At 69.8% G+C, this 16732-nt stretch carries 18 protein-coding genes; 12 read left to right on the top strand and 6 right to left on the bottom strand.

Annotated elements, in window-relative coordinates:
- Positions 1 to 12 precede the first annotated feature (12 nt).
- On the top strand, positions 13 to 2019 hold the full coding sequence (locus ABD951_RS11860) for a TPM domain-containing protein (protein ID WP_345344955.1): 2007 nt from the start codon (positions 13 to 15) through the stop codon (positions 2017 to 2019).
- 79 nt (positions 2020 to 2098) lie between these two features.
- Complete coding sequence (locus ABD951_RS11855; protein ID WP_345344953.1) at positions 2099 to 2839, top strand: ABC transporter permease; 741 nt, start codon at positions 2099 to 2101, stop codon at positions 2837 to 2839.
- Between the two features lie 60 nt (positions 2840 to 2899).
- Here the strand turns inward: ABD951_RS11855 and ABD951_RS11850 are convergent, their stop codons facing one another.
- The gene (locus ABD951_RS11850) at positions 2900 to 4291 is read right to left on the bottom strand and encodes a glycine--tRNA ligase (RefSeq protein ID WP_345344951.1); all 1392 of its coding nucleotides are present in this window, start codon (positions 4289 to 4291) and stop codon (positions 2900 to 2902) included.
- Between the two features lie 159 nt (positions 4292 to 4450).
- Here ABD951_RS11850 and ABD951_RS11845 point away from each other — a divergent pair, with 159 nt between their 5' ends.
- The 3 genes from ABD951_RS11845 to ABD951_RS11835 are packed head-to-tail and all read left to right on the top strand — an operon-like array spanning position 4451 to position 6035.
- On the top strand, positions 4451 to 4819 hold the full coding sequence (locus ABD951_RS11845) for an ArsR/SmtB family transcription factor (RefSeq protein ID WP_425569831.1): 369 nt from the start codon (positions 4451 to 4453) through the stop codon (positions 4817 to 4819).
- Complete coding sequence (locus ABD951_RS11840; protein ID WP_345344949.1) at positions 4816 to 5238, top strand: Fur family transcriptional regulator; 423 nt, start codon at positions 4816 to 4818, stop codon at positions 5236 to 5238. Before ABD951_RS11845 ends, ABD951_RS11840 begins: the two co-directional genes overlap by 4 nt.
- Before the next feature lie 53 nt (positions 5239 to 5291).
- Positions 5292 to 6035 (top strand): Clp protease N-terminal domain-containing protein, encoded by a 744-nt coding sequence (locus ABD951_RS11835; RefSeq protein WP_345344947.1) that lies wholly within the window; start codon positions 5292 to 5294, stop codon positions 6033 to 6035.
- Here the strand turns inward: ABD951_RS11835 and ABD951_RS11830 are convergent.
- A complete protein-coding gene (locus tag ABD951_RS11830) occupies positions 6032 to 7429 on the bottom strand; it encodes an aldehyde dehydrogenase family protein (protein WP_345344945.1) in 1398 nt (465 codons plus the stop codon). The genes ABD951_RS11835 and ABD951_RS11830 overlap by 4 nt on opposite strands.
- Positions 7430 to 7641: 212 nt before the next feature.
- Here ABD951_RS11830 and ABD951_RS11825 point away from each other — a divergent pair, with 212 nt between their 5' ends.
- The 3 genes from ABD951_RS11825 to ABD951_RS11815 are packed head-to-tail and all read left to right on the top strand — an operon-like array spanning position 7642 to position 11078.
- Positions 7642 to 9180, top strand: coding sequence for an arylsulfatase (locus ABD951_RS11825; RefSeq protein ID WP_345344943.1), 1539 nt, complete (start codon positions 7642 to 7644; stop codon positions 9178 to 9180).
- A 5-nt stretch (positions 9181 to 9185) separates the two neighbouring features.
- Complete coding sequence (locus ABD951_RS11820; RefSeq protein ID WP_345344941.1) at positions 9186 to 10127, top strand: HAD family hydrolase; 942 nt, start codon at positions 9186 to 9188, stop codon at positions 10125 to 10127.
- 21 nt (positions 10128 to 10148) lie between these two features.
- Positions 10149 to 11078, top strand: a complete 930-nt coding sequence (locus tag ABD951_RS11815) for a formylglycine-generating enzyme family protein (protein WP_425569830.1) — start codon at positions 10149 to 10151, stop codon at positions 11076 to 11078.
- A gap of 18 nt (positions 11079 to 11096) precedes the next feature.
- On the opposite strand, the gene ABD951_RS11810 is transcribed toward ABD951_RS11815, so the two are convergent.
- Genes ABD951_RS11810 through recO form a run of 3 tightly spaced genes read right to left on the bottom strand, consistent with a single transcriptional unit; the run spans position 11097 to position 13073 of the window.
- Positions 11097 to 11498: a YbjN domain-containing protein gene (locus tag ABD951_RS11810; RefSeq protein WP_345344939.1), complete on the bottom strand. Its 402-nt coding sequence runs from the start codon at positions 11496 to 11498 to the stop codon at positions 11097 to 11099.
- Positions 11495 to 12307, bottom strand: a complete 813-nt coding sequence (locus ABD951_RS11805) for an isoprenyl transferase (protein ID WP_345344937.1) — start codon at positions 12305 to 12307, stop codon at positions 11495 to 11497. Before ABD951_RS11805 ends, ABD951_RS11810 begins: the two co-directional genes overlap by 4 nt.
- Positions 12264 to 13073, bottom strand: coding sequence for a DNA repair protein RecO (recO, locus tag ABD951_RS11800; protein ID WP_345344935.1), 810 nt, complete (start codon positions 13071 to 13073; stop codon positions 12264 to 12266). The genes ABD951_RS11805 and recO overlap by 44 nt, the downstream gene beginning before the upstream one ends.
- Before the next feature lie 133 nt (positions 13074 to 13206).
- Between recO and ABD951_RS11795 the strand changes: the two genes are divergently transcribed.
- Both ABD951_RS11795 and ABD951_RS11790 read left to right on the top strand, forming a co-directional pair.
- Positions 13207 to 14682, top strand: a complete 1476-nt coding sequence (locus ABD951_RS11795; RefSeq protein WP_345344933.1) for an amidase — start codon at positions 13207 to 13209, stop codon at positions 14680 to 14682.
- A gap of 1 nt (position 14683) precedes the next feature.
- Positions 14684 to 15241 carry a TetR/AcrR family transcriptional regulator gene (locus ABD951_RS11790; protein ID WP_345344931.1) on the top strand — a complete coding sequence of 186 codons (558 nt, stop codon included), beginning with the start codon at positions 14684 to 14686 and terminating at the stop codon, positions 15239 to 15241.
- A gap of 55 nt (positions 15242 to 15296) precedes the next feature.
- On the opposite strand, the gene ABD951_RS11785 is transcribed toward ABD951_RS11790, so the two are convergent.
- Complete coding sequence (locus ABD951_RS11785) at positions 15297 to 15716, bottom strand: hypothetical protein (protein WP_345344929.1); 420 nt, start codon at positions 15714 to 15716, stop codon at positions 15297 to 15299.
- Positions 15717 to 15812: 96 nt separating this feature from the next.
- On the opposite strand from ABD951_RS11785, the gene ABD951_RS11780 reads away from it, so the two are divergent.
- Together ABD951_RS11780 and ABD951_RS11775 are read left to right on the top strand one after the other, a co-directional pair.
- On the top strand, positions 15813 to 16109 hold the full coding sequence (locus tag ABD951_RS11780; protein WP_345344928.1) for a putative quinol monooxygenase: 297 nt from the start codon (positions 15813 to 15815) through the stop codon (positions 16107 to 16109).
- A 156-nt stretch (positions 16110 to 16265) separates the two neighbouring features.
- Positions 16266 to 16732, top strand: a 467-nt coding sequence (locus ABD951_RS11775; protein WP_345344925.1) for a hypothetical protein, incomplete at its 3' end; no start/stop codon positions are given.

Below are 16732 nucleotides of genomic sequence, written 5' to 3'. Positions count from 1 at the left end.
AGATTCGTCGGCATGCCCGCCGCACATCGTCGTGTCGCCCGCCCCCTGTCCGCGCTCGGCGCGGCGGTCGGCACCCTGTTGACCCTGCTCGCCCTGGTCGCGCTGCCCGCGGTCGCCGCCGCCGAGGCCCCGCTGCGGCTGCCGACGCAGATCACCGACGCGGTGGGGGTTCTCGACGACAACCAGCGCGCGGACGTGCAGGCCGCCCTGGACAGCCTGTTCGACGACCACCACGTGCAACTGTGGGTGGTGTACGTCGACAGCTTCGACGGGATGGACGCGGACGCCTGGGCGAGCCGGACCGTGCAGCTCAGTGGGCTCGGCGAGACGTCCGCACTGCTGGCCGTGGCGACCGGCGACCGGGCCTACGCGTTCAACGTCCCGGCCGCGCTGCCGGGTGTCACCGCCGAGGAGGTCGCCGACGTCGAACGCGACGCGGTCGTGCCGGCGCTGCGGCAGGACGACTGGGCAGGGGCCGCGGTGGCGGCGGCAGGCGGACTCGCCGACGCGATGTCCCCGAGCACGTCCGGGTCGGGGGTGAAGTACCTCGTCGTGGGCGGCATCGTGGTCGTCGTCGCCGGCGGTGCGGTGCTGTACACGCGGCGTCGCCGCGTGCACCGGCCGATCGGACCGCCCGGCGCCGACGTCGACTGGAGCGACGCCGCCGCGATCGCGACGCTGCCGGTCCCGACCCTCGACGCCCGCGCCAAGGAGGTGCTCGTCGAGACCGACAACGCGATCCGCACCAGCGCGGAGGAACTGAACCTGGCGCGCGGCGAGTTCGGGGACGCCGCGACGGCCCCGTTCACCGCTGCCTACGACACCGCCCGCGCGACACTCGCGTCCGCGTTCACAATCCGCCAGCGCCTCGACGACGACGTCCCGGAGACCCCGGAACAGCAGCGGGACATGCTCGTCGAGCTGATCGTCACGTGCAGCCGCGCCGACCACGAACTCAACAACCGGGTCGCCGAGTTCGACGGCATGCGCGATCTGCTGATCGACGCGCCGGCCCGGCTGGACACGCTCACCCAGCGGCTGGTCGAGACGACCGTGCGGATCCCGCAGTCCGAGGCGACCCTGGCCGCGCTGCACGGCGAATTCCCCACTCCCGCACTCGCTTCCGTTGACGGCAACATCGCATTGGCCCGCGAGCAGCTGGCGTACGCCGACCGCAACGTCACCGCGGGGCGGGAGACCGTCGCACTGCCCGCCGGTCAGCAGGGTCCGGCGGTCGCGGCGATCCGCGGCGCCGAGGCCGCCCTCGACCAGGTCCGCGACCTGCTCGACGCGATCGATCACGCCGCCGAGAACATTCGGGTCGCCACGGCCACGCTGCCGGCCGCACTCGACGACGCACGCAAGGACATCGCGGCCGCCGACGCCCTCGCCGCGCACGGCGGCGCCGATCTCGCCGCGGCGAAGGCCGCCGCCGAGGCCGCGCTGGCCAAGGCGGAGGCGACGCGCGCCGGCGACCCACTCGGTGCGTTCACCGAACTCACGAAGGCCGACGGCGCGCTCGACGAGGTGCTGGCCACCGCGAACGAGGCGAAGGCGCAGGCCGAGCGCGCCGCCCAGCGCCTGACCCAGGACATCACCGCCGCACAGGCCCAGATCACCGCCGCCGCCGACTTCGTCACCACCCGCCGCGGCGCCGTGGGCGCGGAGGCCCGGACCCGGCTGTCCGAGGCTCAGCGGCACCTCGACGCGGCCCGGCAGGTCGCCGAGTCCGACCCGTCCCGGGCCCTGCAGCACGCGAAGGCGGCCGGCGATCTCAGCGGCCGGGCGCTGCAGTCGGCCCAGGCGGACGTGCAGCGGTGGGAGGAGAGCCGACGGCCCCGGTCGGAGGTGAACACCGGCGCCGTGCTCGGCGGGATCCTGATCGACTCGATGATCCACGGCGGCATGAGCGGCGGTTGGGGCAACCGCGGCGGCGGGCACGGCGGTGGGGGCCGGGCGCCCGGCTCGTTCGGCGGGCCCAGCAGCGCGGGCCGGATCAGCCGCGGCGGCCGGTTCTGATGCGGCGGCCGGTTCTGATGCGGCTTCGCCGCGGCGGCTCGGACAGGGCGGCGCCGCGATCCGCGACCGGACCACCGCTATGAGCACCGCACTGGCTCATCCCGGGCTCGCGCTCGCGGTGCTGTGCGCGGTGATGGCGGCCGCGGCGGCGCTGGTGTACCGCGTCGCGGGCTTCGACCGGGCTCGGTCGGTGCCGGCGGCCGCGGCTCGGGGAGCCGCACAACTCGCGGTCGTGTCACTCGTGCTGGCGGCGGCCCTGCAGCACCTGTGGTCCGCGGTGGTGGTGCTGGCGGTGATGTTCGCGGCCGCGTCGGTGACCGCGGCGCGCCGCGCACGGGCAGGCCGTTCCGGCACATGGCTGACGACCGCGCTCGCGGCGGGCATGGCGGCGGTGCTGCCGCCGATGCTCCTCAGCGGCGTCGTACCCCTTCAGGGGGTCGCGTTGATCCCGATCGGCGGCATCGTCCTCGGCAACGCGATGACCTCGACGTCGCTGGCCGCCAAACGCGCACTCGACGCCATCGGCCACCGTCGTGGCGAGGTGGAGGCGGCGTTGAGTCTCGGCCTGAGCGAACGGGATTCACGCATGCTGGTGGTCCACGACAGCGCCGCGGACGCACTGTTGCCGGGTCTCGACCAGACCCGCACGGTCGGGCTGGTGACGCTGCCCGGCGCGTTCGTCGGCGTGTTGCTGGCCAGCGGCTCCGCGGTGCAGGCCGGGGCCGTGCAGATCCTCGTGCTCGTCGGCGTGTTGCTGGCGCAGACCTGCGCGGTCGCGGTGACGATGGAGCTCGTCGCGCGGGGCGTCGTCGAGCGCTGACACGCCTGCGAGTGGGTTCCACCCGCACCGGGTTGGAACCCACTCACAGGCGCCGGAGGCCTACGAGCCGATCAGACGCTGTGCGAGGTAACCCTCGACCTTGTCGAGCGAGACCCGCTCCTGCTCCATCGTGTCGCGCTCGCGGACGGTGACGGCGTGGTCCTCGAGGGTGTCGAAGTCGACGGTGATGCAGAACGGGGTGCCGATCTCGTCCTGGCGACGGTAGCGGCGACCGATCGCGCCGGCGTCGTCGAACTCGACGTTCCAGTTCTTGCGCAGCGTGGCCGCCAGGTCCCGCGCCTTCGGGCTCAGGGCCTCGTTGCGGCTCAGCGGCAGCACCGCGGCCTTGACCGGGGCGAGCCTGCGGTCGAGTCGCAGCACGGTGCGCTTGTCGACACCGCCCTTCGCGTTCGGCGCCTCGTCCTCCTGGTAGGCGTCGACGAGGAACGCCATCAGCGAGCGGGTCAGGCCGGCCGCCGGCTCGATCACGTACGGGGTGTAGCGCTCACCGGTGGCCTGGTCGAAGTACTTCAGGTCCTGGCCCGAGGACTCCTCGTGGACCCGCAGGTCGTAGTCGGTGCGGTTGGCGACGCCCTCGAGCTCGCCCCACTCGCTGCCCTGGAACTCGAACCGGTACTCGATGTCGACGGTGCGCTTCGAGTAGTGCGACAGCTTGGCCTCGGGGTGCTCGTAGAGCCGCAGGTTGTCCGGGTTGATGCCCAGGTCGGTGTACCAGGCGAGGCGGGTGTCGATCCAGTACTGGTGCCACTGCTCGTCCTCGCCGGGCTTGACGAAGAACTCCATCTCCATCTGCTCGAACTCGCGGGTCCGGAAGATGAAGTTGCCCGGCGTGATCTCGTTGCGGAAGCTCTTGCCGATCTGGCCGATGCCGAACGGCGGCTTCTTGCGCGAGGTGGTGAGCACGTTCGCGAAGTTGACGAAGATGCCCTGCGCGGTCTCGGGACGCAGGTAGTGCAGGCCCTCCTCCGACTCGACCGGACCGAGGTAGGTCTTGAGCATCATGTTGAAGTCGCGGGGCTCGGTCCACTGGCCGACGGTGCCGCAGTCGGGGCACACGAGGACGTCCATCGCGACGTCGTCGGGGTTGTCGAGACCCTTCTTCTCCGCGTACGCCTCCTGCAGGTGGTCCTGACGGTGGCGCTTGTGGCAGTTCAGGCACTCGACGAGCGGGTCGTTGAAGACGCCGACGTGGCCGGACGCGACCCACACCTGGCGCGGCAGGATGACCGAGGAGTCGAGGCCGACGACGTCGTCCCGGCTGGTGACCATCGACCGCCACCACTGCTTCTTGATGTTCTCCTTGAGCTCGACACCGAGCGGCCCGTAATCCCAGGCGGAGCGGGTGCCGCCGTAGATCTCACCACAGGGGAAGACGAGTCCTCGACGCTTGGCGAGGTTGGCGACGGTTTCGACCTTGGACTTCGGTGCCACGGGGGAAGCTCTCCATCTGGGTAATAGATGCCTGTGGGTGGGTACGTGCGCTCACCAGCCTATCCGGCGCGGCGAGCGGGCCCCAATTCCTCGTTTGACATGCACACTCGTGCATATCAAAATGGATATGATTTGCAATAAGGACCCGAAGGAGCGCGAGTGAGCATCACCGATGCCGACCATCTGCACGCGCACGACCACGAGACGTCCACCACCGCTCCCCCGGCCATCCTGCCCGACCGCGAGACGCTCGCCGCCGCGGGCGACCTGCTCCGCGCGCTGGCCGCCCCGGTCCGGATCGCGATCGTGCTGCAGTTGCGCGAGGCACAGCGGTGCGTGCACGAACTGGTCGACGCGCTCGGCGTGACGCAGCCCCTGATCAGCCAGCACCTGAGGGTGCTCAAGTCCGCGGGCGTCGTCCGCGGCGAACGCTCCGGCCGCGAGGTGGTCTACCGCCTGGCCGACGACCATCTCGCCCACATCGTGGTCGACGCCGTCGCCCACGCCGAGGAAGGACCCCTGACGTGACCGAGAAGCCGGCCCGCCGCGCGCCCGTGGTCGTGGGGGTGCGCGCGACCAAGCAACGCAGTGCGATCTCGGCCCTCCTCGACGAGATCGACGAGTTCCGGTCCGCCCAGGAACTGCACGACGAACTGCGCAAGCGCGGTGAGGGGATCGGCCTGACCACGGTGTACCGGACGCTGCAGACCCTCGCCGACGCAGGCACCGTGGACACGCTGCGGACCGACACCGGCGAGTCGATGTACCGACGCTGCTCATCCGGACACCACCACCATCTGGTGTGCCGGTCGTGCGGGTTCACGGTCGAGGTCGACGGTCCGGAGGTCGAGCGGTGGTCGCACGCGATCGCCGAGGCCAACGGATTCAGCGAGGTCAGCCATACGGTGGAGATCTTCGGCACCTGCCGGACCTGTAGCGAACGGTGACACTTCGTCAACCGACGGTTGACGAGCTGTTCACGTCAACCTAGGGTTGACGCATGTCCGAACCCACACAGTTCTCGCCCCGCATCCGACTCGACGACCTGATCGACGCGATCAAGAAGGTCCACACCGACCCCCTCGACCAGCTCTCCGACGCGGTGCTCGCCGCCGACCACCTCGACGACGTCGCCGACCACCTGATCGGCCACTTCGTCGACCAGGCCCGCCGCACCGGTGCGTCCTGGACCGACATCGGCCGCAGCATGGGTGTCAGCAAGCAGGCGGCCCAGAAACGGTTCACGCCGAAGGACCCCGGCAAGGCCGACGCCCTGGACCCGAACCAGGGCTTCAACCGGTTCACCCCACGTGCCCGCAACGTCGTCGCGGCCGCGCACAACGAAGCGCAGGCCGCCGGCGCCACCGAGGTCACCCCCGCGCACCTGACGCTGGGCCTGCTCGCCGAACCCGAGTCGCTCGCACTGGTCCTGCTCGGCAGGCAGGGTGTCGACACGGACGCGATCCGGCGGGCCGTCACCGCGACGCTGCCCGCCCCGGCCACCGAGGTACCCGAGCTGATCCCCTACGACGCGGCCGCCCGCAAGACGCTCGAACTGACGTTCCGGCACGCACTTCGGCTGGGCCACAACTACATCGGGACCGAGCATCTCCTCCTCGCCCTGCTCGAGATCGAGGACGGCACCGGCCCGCTGTCGAGCCTCGGCGTCGACCGGGACCGGTTCGAGTCCGACCTCACCGCCGCCCTCGCCGCACTCACGCCGAGCACGGAGACGAAGGACTAGAAGAGTCTGCGCAGAATCGCGGCGGCGCGGTCGGTGTACGGCGGGTAGGCGAATCGCGGATCGGGCTTGAAGGGTTTGACCAGCACCGCTTTCCGGTGGCTGAGTTGCTCGAACCCCCACCGCCCGTTGTACTGGCCCATCCCGCTGGCACCGACCCCGCCGAACGGTAGCCCGGAGGCGATGTACTGGTAGACCAGCTGGTTCACCACGACGCTCCCGGCGCTGACCTCGGCCAGAACCCGTCTGCGGGCGTCGGCCGAGCGGGAGAACAGGTAGGCGGCCAGCGGCTTCGGCCGTGTCGTGACGAACGCGACCGCGTCGTCCAGCGAGTCGACAGCCAGCACCGGCAGGATCGGGCCGAAGATCTCCTCGGTCATCACCGGCTCGTCGATCTCGGGATCCACCAGCACGGTGGGCTCGATCGTCAGATCCCCCCGGTCCACGCCACCCCCGAGTGCGACGGTGGCGCGCGTCTGTGCGAGATACTCTGCCAGCCTGTCGAATTGGCGCTCATTGACGATCCTCATGCCGGGAGTGCCCGCGTCGGCACGGAACGCCGCAACCGTGTCGACGAGCTTGGTCACGAGGTCGTCGCGGACGGATCGGTCGACCAGCAGATAGTCCGGCGCGATGCACGTCTGCCCCGAGTTGAGCAGTTTCGCCCACACGATCCGACGGGCCGTGACATCGAGGTCCGCGTCCGCGGTGACGATCACCGGGCTCTTCCCGCCCAGCTCGAGTGTCACCGGTGTGAGGTGGGGCGCGGCGCCGGCCATGACCTTCCGTCCGATCTCGGTCCCGCCGGTGAAGAAGCAGTGATCCACCCGCTGCACGAGCAGGTTCTGGGTGACCGCCCCGTCGCCCTCGACGACGACGACGGCCTCGGGATCGAGGTACTCCGGAACAAGTCGCGCCAGGAGCCGGGACGTGGCGGGCGTGATCTCGGACGGCTTGATCACCGCACAGTTGCCGGCCGAGACGGCGGCGATCAGCGGCTTCAGCACGAGCGTCACCGGGTAGTTCCACGGACCGACGATCAGCACCACCCCGAGCGGCTCGTACTGAACCCACGCGAGCCCGGGCATCTGGTTCGCCGGCAGGCGGCGAAGGCTGCGACGCATCCACCGGCGCAGCCGCTTCCGCACGTGCGCCGCCTCGGCCCGCGCGGGGGCGACGTCGATCAACCACGTCTCCAGTGCGGTGCGCCCGAGATCCTCGGCGAGCGCCCGCACGATCTCGTTCTCCCGCTCGACGACGAGCCGCTCGATGCCCTCGAGCTGCGCGATGCGCCACTGCACGGGTCTGGTGCGCCCCTCCGCGAACACCCTGCGCAGGTCGGTCACCACCCGCCCGGCGTCCACCGTCGTGGTCAGGGCGTCCTGTTCGATTCCCATGACTGCCACCTCGCATCGGGCGTGGGATCTGCGGACGACGATACGACTGTTCGGTCCGGTCCGACAGGATCGTGACCGAAGGAAACGGGTGACGGGGCCACCGCGTTCACGTCGCCTCATCCGCCGCGGGTGAGGCGGCGCGGACCGGGAGCGGGAACCCTGGCGGCTGCGGAGCCTTTCATGCCGGTACCAACGTCGGACGAGGAGTGCACATGCCGGAATCGAAGCCGAACATCCTGGTGATCTGGGGAGACGACATCGGGATCACCAACCTCAGCTGCTACAGCGACGGGCTGATGGGCTACCGGACTCCGAACATCGACCGGCTCGCGGACGAGGGAATGAAGTTCACCGACTCCTACGGTGAACAGAGCTGCACCGCAGGCAGGGCGTCGTTCATCTCGGGTCAGAGCGTCTACCGGACCGGGATGAGCAAGGTCGGCGTTCCGGGCGTCGACATCGGGCTGGCGCCCGAGGACCCGACGATCGCGGAGCTGATCAAGCCGCTGGGCTACGCGACCGGCCAGTTCGGGAAGAACCACCTCGGCGACCTGAACAAGTACCTGCCGACCGCGCGCGGATTCGACGAGTTCTTCGGCAACCTCTACCACCTGAACGCCGAGGAGGAACCCGAGCTCCCGGACTACCCGCACGAGGCGCAGTTCCCGCGGCTGTACAACCTCCAGCGTCCGCGCGGCGTCCTGCGCAGCTGGGCCACCGAGGAGGACGACGCCACCGAGGACCCCCGCTTCGGCCGGGTCGGGAAGCAGAAGATCGAGGACACCGGTCCGCTGACCAAGAAGCGGATGGAAACGATCGACGACGAGATCGCGGACGCGTGCATAGATTTCATCCGGCGGCAGCACGAGGCGGACAACCCGTTCTTCGTGTGGCTGAACTTCACGCACATGCACCTGCGCACCCACACCAAGCCGGAGAGCGTGGGGCAGTCCGGTATCTGGCAGTCGCCGTACCACGACACGATGATCGACCACGACAAGAACGTGGGCTCCGTGCTCGACGTGTTGGACGAACTCGGCCTGGCCGAGGACACGATCGTCATCTACAGCACCGACAACGGGCCGCACGCCAACACCTGGCCGGACGGGGCGACCACACCGTTCCGTAGCGAGAAGGACACCAACTGGGAGGGCGCGTTCCGGGTCCCCCAGGTGATCCGATGGCCGGGCAGGATTCCCGCCGGCTCGGTCTCCAACGAGATCGTCCAGCATCACGACTGGTTGCCCACGTTCCTCGCGGCCGCGGGCGACGCGGACATCGTCGAGAAGCTGAAGGCGGGACACACCGTCGAGGACAAGACTTTCCAGGTTCACATCGACGGCTACAACCTGCTCCCCTACCTCACCGGGGAGACGGACACGTCACCGCGGCGCGGCATGGTCTACTTCTCCGACGACTGCGACGTGCTGGGCATCCGGTTCGAGAACTGGAAGATCGTCTTCATGGAGCAGCGGGTCACCGGCACGCTGGGCATCTGGGCCGAGCCGTTCACGCAGCTGCGGGTGCCCAAGCTGTTCAACCTGCGTACCGACCCGTACGAGCGCGCCGACGTCACCTCCAACACGTACTGGGACTGGTTCATCGACCACGACTACATCGCCGCCTACGGAACGGCGATCGCCACCGCGTTCCTGGAGACGTTCAAGGAGTTCCCGCCGCGGCAGGAGCCGGCGAGCTTCACCATCGACCACGCCGTGGACAAGCTGCACGCCTTCCTGGCCAGGGACTGACGACGATGACGGGCTCGCTCGCGTCGTGGACGGACGGCGAAACCAGATCCGCCATCGTTGATTTCGTCGACAGGGTCACCGACGAGAGCGGGCCCGACCACGTCGAACCCGCGGCGCGAATCGCGGTGTTCGACAACGACGGCACCCTGTGGTGCGAAAAGCCGATGCCCATCCAGCTGGACTTCACGATCCGCCGGCTGGCCGAGATGGCCGAAGGCGACCCGTCGCTGCGGTCGCAACAGCCGTGGAAGGCCTCCTACGAGAACGACCTGCACTGGCTGGGCGCGGCGATGGTCAAGCACTACCACGGTGACGACGCCGATCTGAAGCTGCTGATGGGCGCCATCACCCAGGCGTTCGGCGAGCTCACGGTGGAGGACTACGACCGGCGGGTGACGGAGTTCTTCGGCGCCGCCGACCATCCGACGATCGGCCGGCCGTACCGCGGCTGCGGGTTCGCGCCGATGGTCGAACTGCTCGGCTACCTGGAGTCGCACGGGTTCACCAACTACATCGCCTCCGGCGGCGACCGGGACTTCATGCGCCCGGTCGCCGGGAACCTGTACGGGGTCCCGCCCGAACGGATCATCGGCAGTGCGTTGGGGCTCTCCTACCGCGACGACGCGGGCCACACGGACCTGTTGTACAAGGCGGCGTTGGATTTCTTCGACGACGGTCCGGAGAAGCCGGTGAGAATCTGGAGCAGGATCGGCCGGCGCCCGATCCTGTCGGTCGGGAACTCGAACGGCGACCTCCCGATGATGGCGTTCTCCGAGTTGCCCGGCGCGCCGGCACTGCGGCTGCTGATCCTCCACGACGACGGCGACCGGGAGTTCGACTACGTCGCCGGCGCCGAGGACGTTCTCGACCGGGCACGCAAGAACGACTGGACCGTCGTCAGCATGAAGAACGACTGGCATACGATCTTCGCCACCGACACCGCCTGACGCAGAGGGGACCACACGCACGTGGACACGCTCACCGGCACCGCCCTCCGGCGCATCCCGGCCCAGTCCTACACGATGGGCTCCGACCGTCACTACGCCGAGGAGGGACCGGCGCACCGGGTCGAGGTCGACGAGTTCGGCATCGAGACGGTTCCGGTGACCAACGCGCAGTACGCCGACTTCGTGAACGACACCGGCCATGTCACGGTGGCCGAACGCCCACTCGACCCGGCCGATTTCCCCGGGGCGCCTGCGGAGAACCTGCAACCGGGCTCGATGGTGTTCACCGGAACGCCGGGGCCGGTGGATCTGCGTCACCTGAACCAGTGGTGGCGCTGGACCCCCGGCGCGTCGTGGCGGCACCCGGATGGGCCCGGGTCCTCGGTCGCGGGCAGGGAGCGACATCCCGTTGTGCACGTCGCCTACGAGGACGCCGAGGCGTATGCCCGGTGGGCCGGCCGAACCCTTCCGACCGAGGCGCAGTGGGAGGCGGCGGCGCGCGGGGGTCTCGACCATGCCGAGTTCACGTGGGGGGACCACCCCGAACCGGCGGGCGGGCGGCTGGCCAACTACTGGCACGGGGACTTCCCGTGGCGCGCGGACACCGGATACGGGACCACGACCGCGGTCGGGTCGTTTCCTCCCAACGCATACGGCCTGCACGACATGGCCGGCAACGTGTGGGAGTGGACGACGGACTGGTACGGCGAGCGGCACGCCGCGGACGAGCACTCGTGCTGTGCACCGAAGAACCCGCGCGGCCCGGAACCCGAGGGCAGCTACGACGCCCGGCAGCCGCAGTTCCGGATTCCTCGCAAGGTCATCAAGGGCGGGTCGTTCCTCTGCGCCGACAGCTACTGCCGGCGTTACCGGCCGGCCGCCCGCCGCCCGCACATGATCGACACCGGGATGAGCCACATCGGCTTCCGGTGCGTGTCGACCTCCCCGTGAGTTCGGCGGCGGCCGGCGTCAGGGCAGCAGTCCCTGCCGCCCCTGGTCGGCGCCCGACAGGACAAGCAGCAGCATGGTGGTGAGTGCCTCGTCGCCCAGTCCGGCCGCCGGGCACGTGTAGCGCAGGATCACGTCGGCGAACCGGCCCCGGGTGATCACCGTGATCGAGCCGAACTGCAGGTCGGCGTTCTTCTCCGCGACCTTCTTGTGCAGGGCGGGTTTGGCGGGCCGGTCCCACGCGAGGACCGCGGTGAGCGACAGCACGTCCAGGCCCGGGGCCAGGTTCACCGCGCGCAACGAGCACAGGGCACCGGCGTACTCGAATCCCAGCGAGCCGTCGTCGGTTTCGGTGACGGTCACGAAATGCGCGAGCGCGTCGCGGGCCCGGTCCTGCAGAGCCTGCGCGGTTTCCGTGCTCACTGCTCCTTCACCCCGCCGAACCTCCGGTCACGGGAGGCGTACTCGACGCACGCCGCCCACAGGTCACGGCGGTCGAAGTCGGGGAACAGCTTCTCCTGGAACACCATCTCCGCGTACGCGGACTGCCAGATCAGGAAGTTCGAGGTCCGCAGCTCGCCGGACGGCCGGAGGAACAGGTCCACGTCCGGCATGTCGGGCTCGTCGAGGTACTTCGCGACGGTCGCCTCGGTGACCTTCTCAGGATTGATCTCGCCCGCCGCGACCCGGCGGGCGATCTCCCGTGCGGCGTCGGCGATCTCGGCGCGTCCGCCGTAGTTGACGCACATCGTCAGCGTCAGGACGTCGTTGTTCCTGGTGAGCTCCTCGGCGATCTCGAGTTCCTTGACCACCGACGCCCACAGCCGGGGCCGGCGGCCGGCCCAGCGCACCCGCACCCCCATCTCGTGCATCTCGTCGCGGCGCCGCCGGATCACGTCCCGGTTGAAGCCCATCAGGAACCGGACCTCGTCGGGGCTGCGCTTCCAGTTCTCGGTGGAGAACGCGTACGCCGAGAGCCACTTCACGCCCATCTCGATGCAGCCCTCGACGGTGTCCATCAGCACCGCCTCGCCACGCTCGTGTCCGGCGGTGCGGGGCAGGCCGCGTTCCTGGGCCCAGCGTCCGTTGCCGTCCATGACCAACGCGACGTGCCGCGGGATCAGTTCCGGCTGGATGATCGGCGGCCGGGCCCCGGACGGGTGCGGGTTCGGGGGCCGGATCTCCCGGTCAGGCGAGACTTGCGGTGCGCGTCGTCGGATCACGCTGTTCATCCTGCCCGACGACCGAGTCGACGGCGGCATGCGGCCGGGAGCGCTCGATCAGCGGCAGCGTCCGCAGCTGGCGTTCGAGGTGCCACTGCAGATGTGCGGCGACGAGTCCGGACGCCTGCGACCGGACGGCCGGCGCGACCGCGTCGATGCCCGCCCAATCGCCGCGTTCGAGGGCGCCCATGAGATCCAGCACGCCGGGCGACGGAGTGGCAGCGCCGGGTGGTCGGCAGTGCACGCACACCGCTCCCCCGGCGGCGACGTGAAACGCGCGGTGCGGCCCGGGAGCGGCGCAGCGGGCGCACTCGTCGAGGGCCGGAGCCCAGCCGGCGAACCCCATCGCGCGCAGCAGGTAGGCGTCGAGGATCAGCTCCGGCTCCCGCACCTGGTCGCTGACCGCTCGCAGGGCGCCGACGGTGAGCCGGTGCAGCCGAGGCGCCGGCGCCCGCTCCTCCCCGGAGAGCCGCTCGGCGGTTTCGAGGATCGCGCACGCAGTGGTGTAGCGGCCGTAGTCGTCGACGATGTCGGTGGCGAACGCGTCGAGCGTCTGCACCTGGGTGATCACGTCGAGGGTGCGCCCCGGATACAGCTGGACGTCGACGTGCGCGAACGGTTCGAGCCGGGCCCCGAACTTCGACCGGGTCCGGCGCACCCCCTTCGCCACCGCGCGCACCAGGCCGTGCTGACGGGTGAGCAGGGTGACGATGCGGTCCGCTTCGCCGAGCTTGTGCTGGCGCAGCACCACCGCATGATCCCGGTACAACCTCACGAGAGGATTCTCCCACGCGGACGCGATCGGGCCGCCCGCACACTCCGGGAACCATCCGAGCCGAAACGTCGATGGCGAGGCGCCGCCACTGCTACCGTTCGTTCGTTCGAACGAACAGGGAGGGCGGTTCACGATGAGTGTTGACACCGGACAACAGCCGGTGCGGGCAGGCGACGCAACCCGGAACGGTGCATTCGAGAACGTGGGGTCGGAATGCGCGTGGCCGTCGCTCGAGGAGTGCGCGAGGTCGATCGCCGCCGGCGAGACCACCTCGGTCGCGATGGTCGGCCGCAGCCTCGATCTGATCGATGCCAGCCAGCCGACACTCAACGCGTTCAGGGTCGTCCGCCGCGCCGCCGCACTCGCCGAGGCCGCCGACGCGGACCGCCGGATCGCCGCCGGCGAGCGACTGCCGCTGCTCGGTGTGCCGATCGCCGTCAAGGACGACGTCGACGTCACCGGCGAACCGACCGCGTTCGGCTGCCCCGGCGACTTCCCCGCCAAGACCGCCGATTCGGAGGTGGTGCGCCGCCTGCGGGCAGCGGGTGCGGTGATCGTCGGCAAGACCAACAGCCCCGAGTTGGGGCAGTGGCCGCTGACCGGCGGCAGCTTCGGCCACACCCGCAATCCGTGGGCTCGCGGCCGCACCCCCGGCGGCTCGTCCGGCGGCAGCGCCGCCGCGGTCGCCGCCGGACTGGTGCCCGCCGCGCTCGGCTCCGACGGCGCCGGCTCGGTCCGCATCCCGGCCTCGTGGACCAACCTGGTCGGCATCAAGCCTCAGCGCGGCCGGATCTCGACGTGGCCGGATCCCGAAGCGTTCCACGGCATCACGGTGATCGGACCGCTCGCACGGACGGTCTCCGACGCGGCGCTCCTGTTCGACCTCGTCGCCGGACCGCACGACGGAGACCTGCACACGCCACGGCCGGTCACGGTGCGCGACGCGGTCGACCGCACCCCGGGCCCACTGCGGATCGCGCTGTCGCTGAAGCTGCCGTTCACCGCGACCCCGACGGCGCTGCACCCCGAGATGCTCGACGCCGTCGGCGGTGTCGCGCACACCCTGCGCCGGCTCGGACACGACGTGACGCTCGCCGACCCGGAGTACGGAATCCTGTTGGGCGCCAATTTCCTTCCCCGGTCGATGGCCGGACTCGAACTGTGGCGCCGTCGGGTCCCCAACCCGGAGGCTCTCGATCCGCGCACGCTGTCCAACGCCCGCACCGGACGCCTGCTCGGCGGTCTGCCGCTGCGCGCGGCCCGCGCCGCGGAGCCACGGATCCGCCGGCGGATCGGGGCGATCTTCAACGAGTTCGACGTGATCCTCGCGCCGACCACCGCGACCCCGCCACCCCCGGTCGACGCGATCGACGGCACCGGGCACGTCGCGACCGACAAGGTGATCACCGCCGCATGCCCGTACACCTGGCCGTGGAACGTGCTCGGCTGGCCGGCGGTGAACGTGCCGGCCGGGTTCACCGCGAGCGGACTGCCACGTGGCGTGCAGTTGATGGGCGACGAGTCGACCGAACCACTGCTGGTGTCGCTCGCCGCGCAACTCGAACGCGAGGTGCGATGGGACGACGCACGTCCCGTGCGATGGTGGTGACATGGCAGAGACCCAGGCACCGGCACGCGAGCGGATCCTCCAGGCGGTGCTGCACGTGATCGGCACGGACGGCATCGCGGCCGTGACGAACCGGCGGATCGCGGCGCAAGCGGGGGTGTCGCTGGGGTCGATCACCTACCACTTCCCCAGCCAGACCGACATGCTGCGCGAGGCACTGCTCGGGTTCGTCAGCGACGAGACGACCCGACTCACCGAACTCGCCGAGAGCTACCGGGACACCGGGCTGAGTGTCGCCGACGCCGCCTCCCTGACCGAGCAGGTCGTCCGCGACCTCGGCTGGTCGGCGGAGCGACTCGCACCGTTCGAGCTGTACATCCAGGCCGGCCGCGACCCGTCGCTGCAGGACGCGGCCGACGAGTGCTTCGCCGCCTACGACACCCTGACCGTCACGATCCTCGAGGCCCTCGGCGTGGCCGACGCGCGCGTGGTCGCACCGACCCTGGTCGCAACGGTCGCCGGCCTGCAGCTACGCCGCGTCGCGACCGGCATCCCGCAGGACGTCTCCGCCGCGATCCTGCGACTGCTCGGCGGCTCGTGACTCGCCGACCCGCAGGCGCGACCTCGCCGCCGGCGCTCGCCGATGCGGAGGCCGCTCAGCCGCCGAGGGCCGCGCAGGGCACCGGGCGACCGATCGCCCACGCCAGTTCCTCGCGGCCCTCAACTACCCCGGGCGGCCGAGAATCAACTCCACGGGCGTGGTGTAGGACGCTGTCGTTCGGCGGTGTTTCACGCCACATCCGTAGCGAGCGATTGCGCACGCTGGGCGGCCAGGGCGTCCGCGACATCGGCCGGACGAGATCGATTGATCGAGCAAAAGCCCTGACACGGGCACTTCGGGCGACCATTGTTCGAACAATGGCGAAGTCGATCAGGTGAAACACCACTTCTAGATGTTCGACGCCGCCATCGGAAGCCTGCTCGGCGCCCCGTTGACCGGATTCTCCGACAACGACGTCGTCGACCTTCTGCGGTGAATGGAAGTGACGCTGCGGAAAGCGACCGCGGTCGGACACCGCGTGATCGTCGAGGTGGTGGAGCGGTCTGGCACCTTTCGCTCGACACCCCACGGTGTGATGCTGGTCTTGGTCGACTGAACCGAGGAGGTTCCGATGGTCACCAAGGCATTGCTGGTCCGGCTCGAAGTCAGAGGCGGCAAGGAGGACGAGGTCGAGGAGTTCCTGCGCACGGCGTTGCCACTCGTGGAGGCGGAGCCCGGCACCACCGCGTGGTTCGCGGTGCGTTTCGGACCGTCGTCGTTCGGCATCTTCGACGCCTTTCCCGACGAGGCGGCCCGGGCGGCGCATCTCGGTGGCGCTGTCGCGAAGGCCCTCGGCGAGCGCGCCGACGAACTGTTCTCCTCGTCGCCGGAGATCACCACTCTGGACGTCCTCGCCGACACACTCTGACGACCGCTACAGGCGCCGACCGTGAAAGGGGTCGTGCACTCGCCCGGCCGCGCTGCGAGTGCTTCGACACAGGTACCCGCCTACCCGTGACAACATTCGACCACGAGGTTGACGATCTGGTTGTACCGGAATCGCCGCTCGAATCGAGGCGTCGTCATGATCTCGGAGTCAACCTGGAGAGGCCTTGTCCAGGTGGTCCTCACCGCCGCTGCATCCGCGTTCGCGTTCTGGGTCGTCCCCAGCCTGAACAAGGAGGTCGTCACCCCTGTCACAGTTGTCGTCCTGTATTTCGGGGTCTTCATCCTCCTGCTGCCCGTGACGGGATACCTCGCACGAGTACCCGCAATCCGAAGGGTCTACGACCTGGATCGCGCACGGTTCCTCGGCAAGTACGTCTCCGCCCGCCGCGACGCGAAGGCCAGCATCGTGACCATCTCCTACCGGAGGGGCAGGTACCACCTCAGCGGCCACACCTTCGACACCGATTCGGGCGACGAACTCGGAGAGTGGTCGTCGAGTGCGCTCGACTTCCACAGGTGGACACTCAGGTACATGGTGGATTCGAGTGGTCGTCGCAACACCGTCGGTTTATGGTGCCAGACTCTCGGCGAAAACCTGTGCCG

The organism is Rhodococcus olei, from assembly GCF_039540555.1.
GTDB lineage: Bacteria > Actinomycetota > Actinomycetes > Mycobacteriales > Mycobacteriaceae > Rhodococcus_G > Rhodococcus_G olei.
This window is presented reverse-complemented; position numbering and strand designations above follow the sequence as displayed.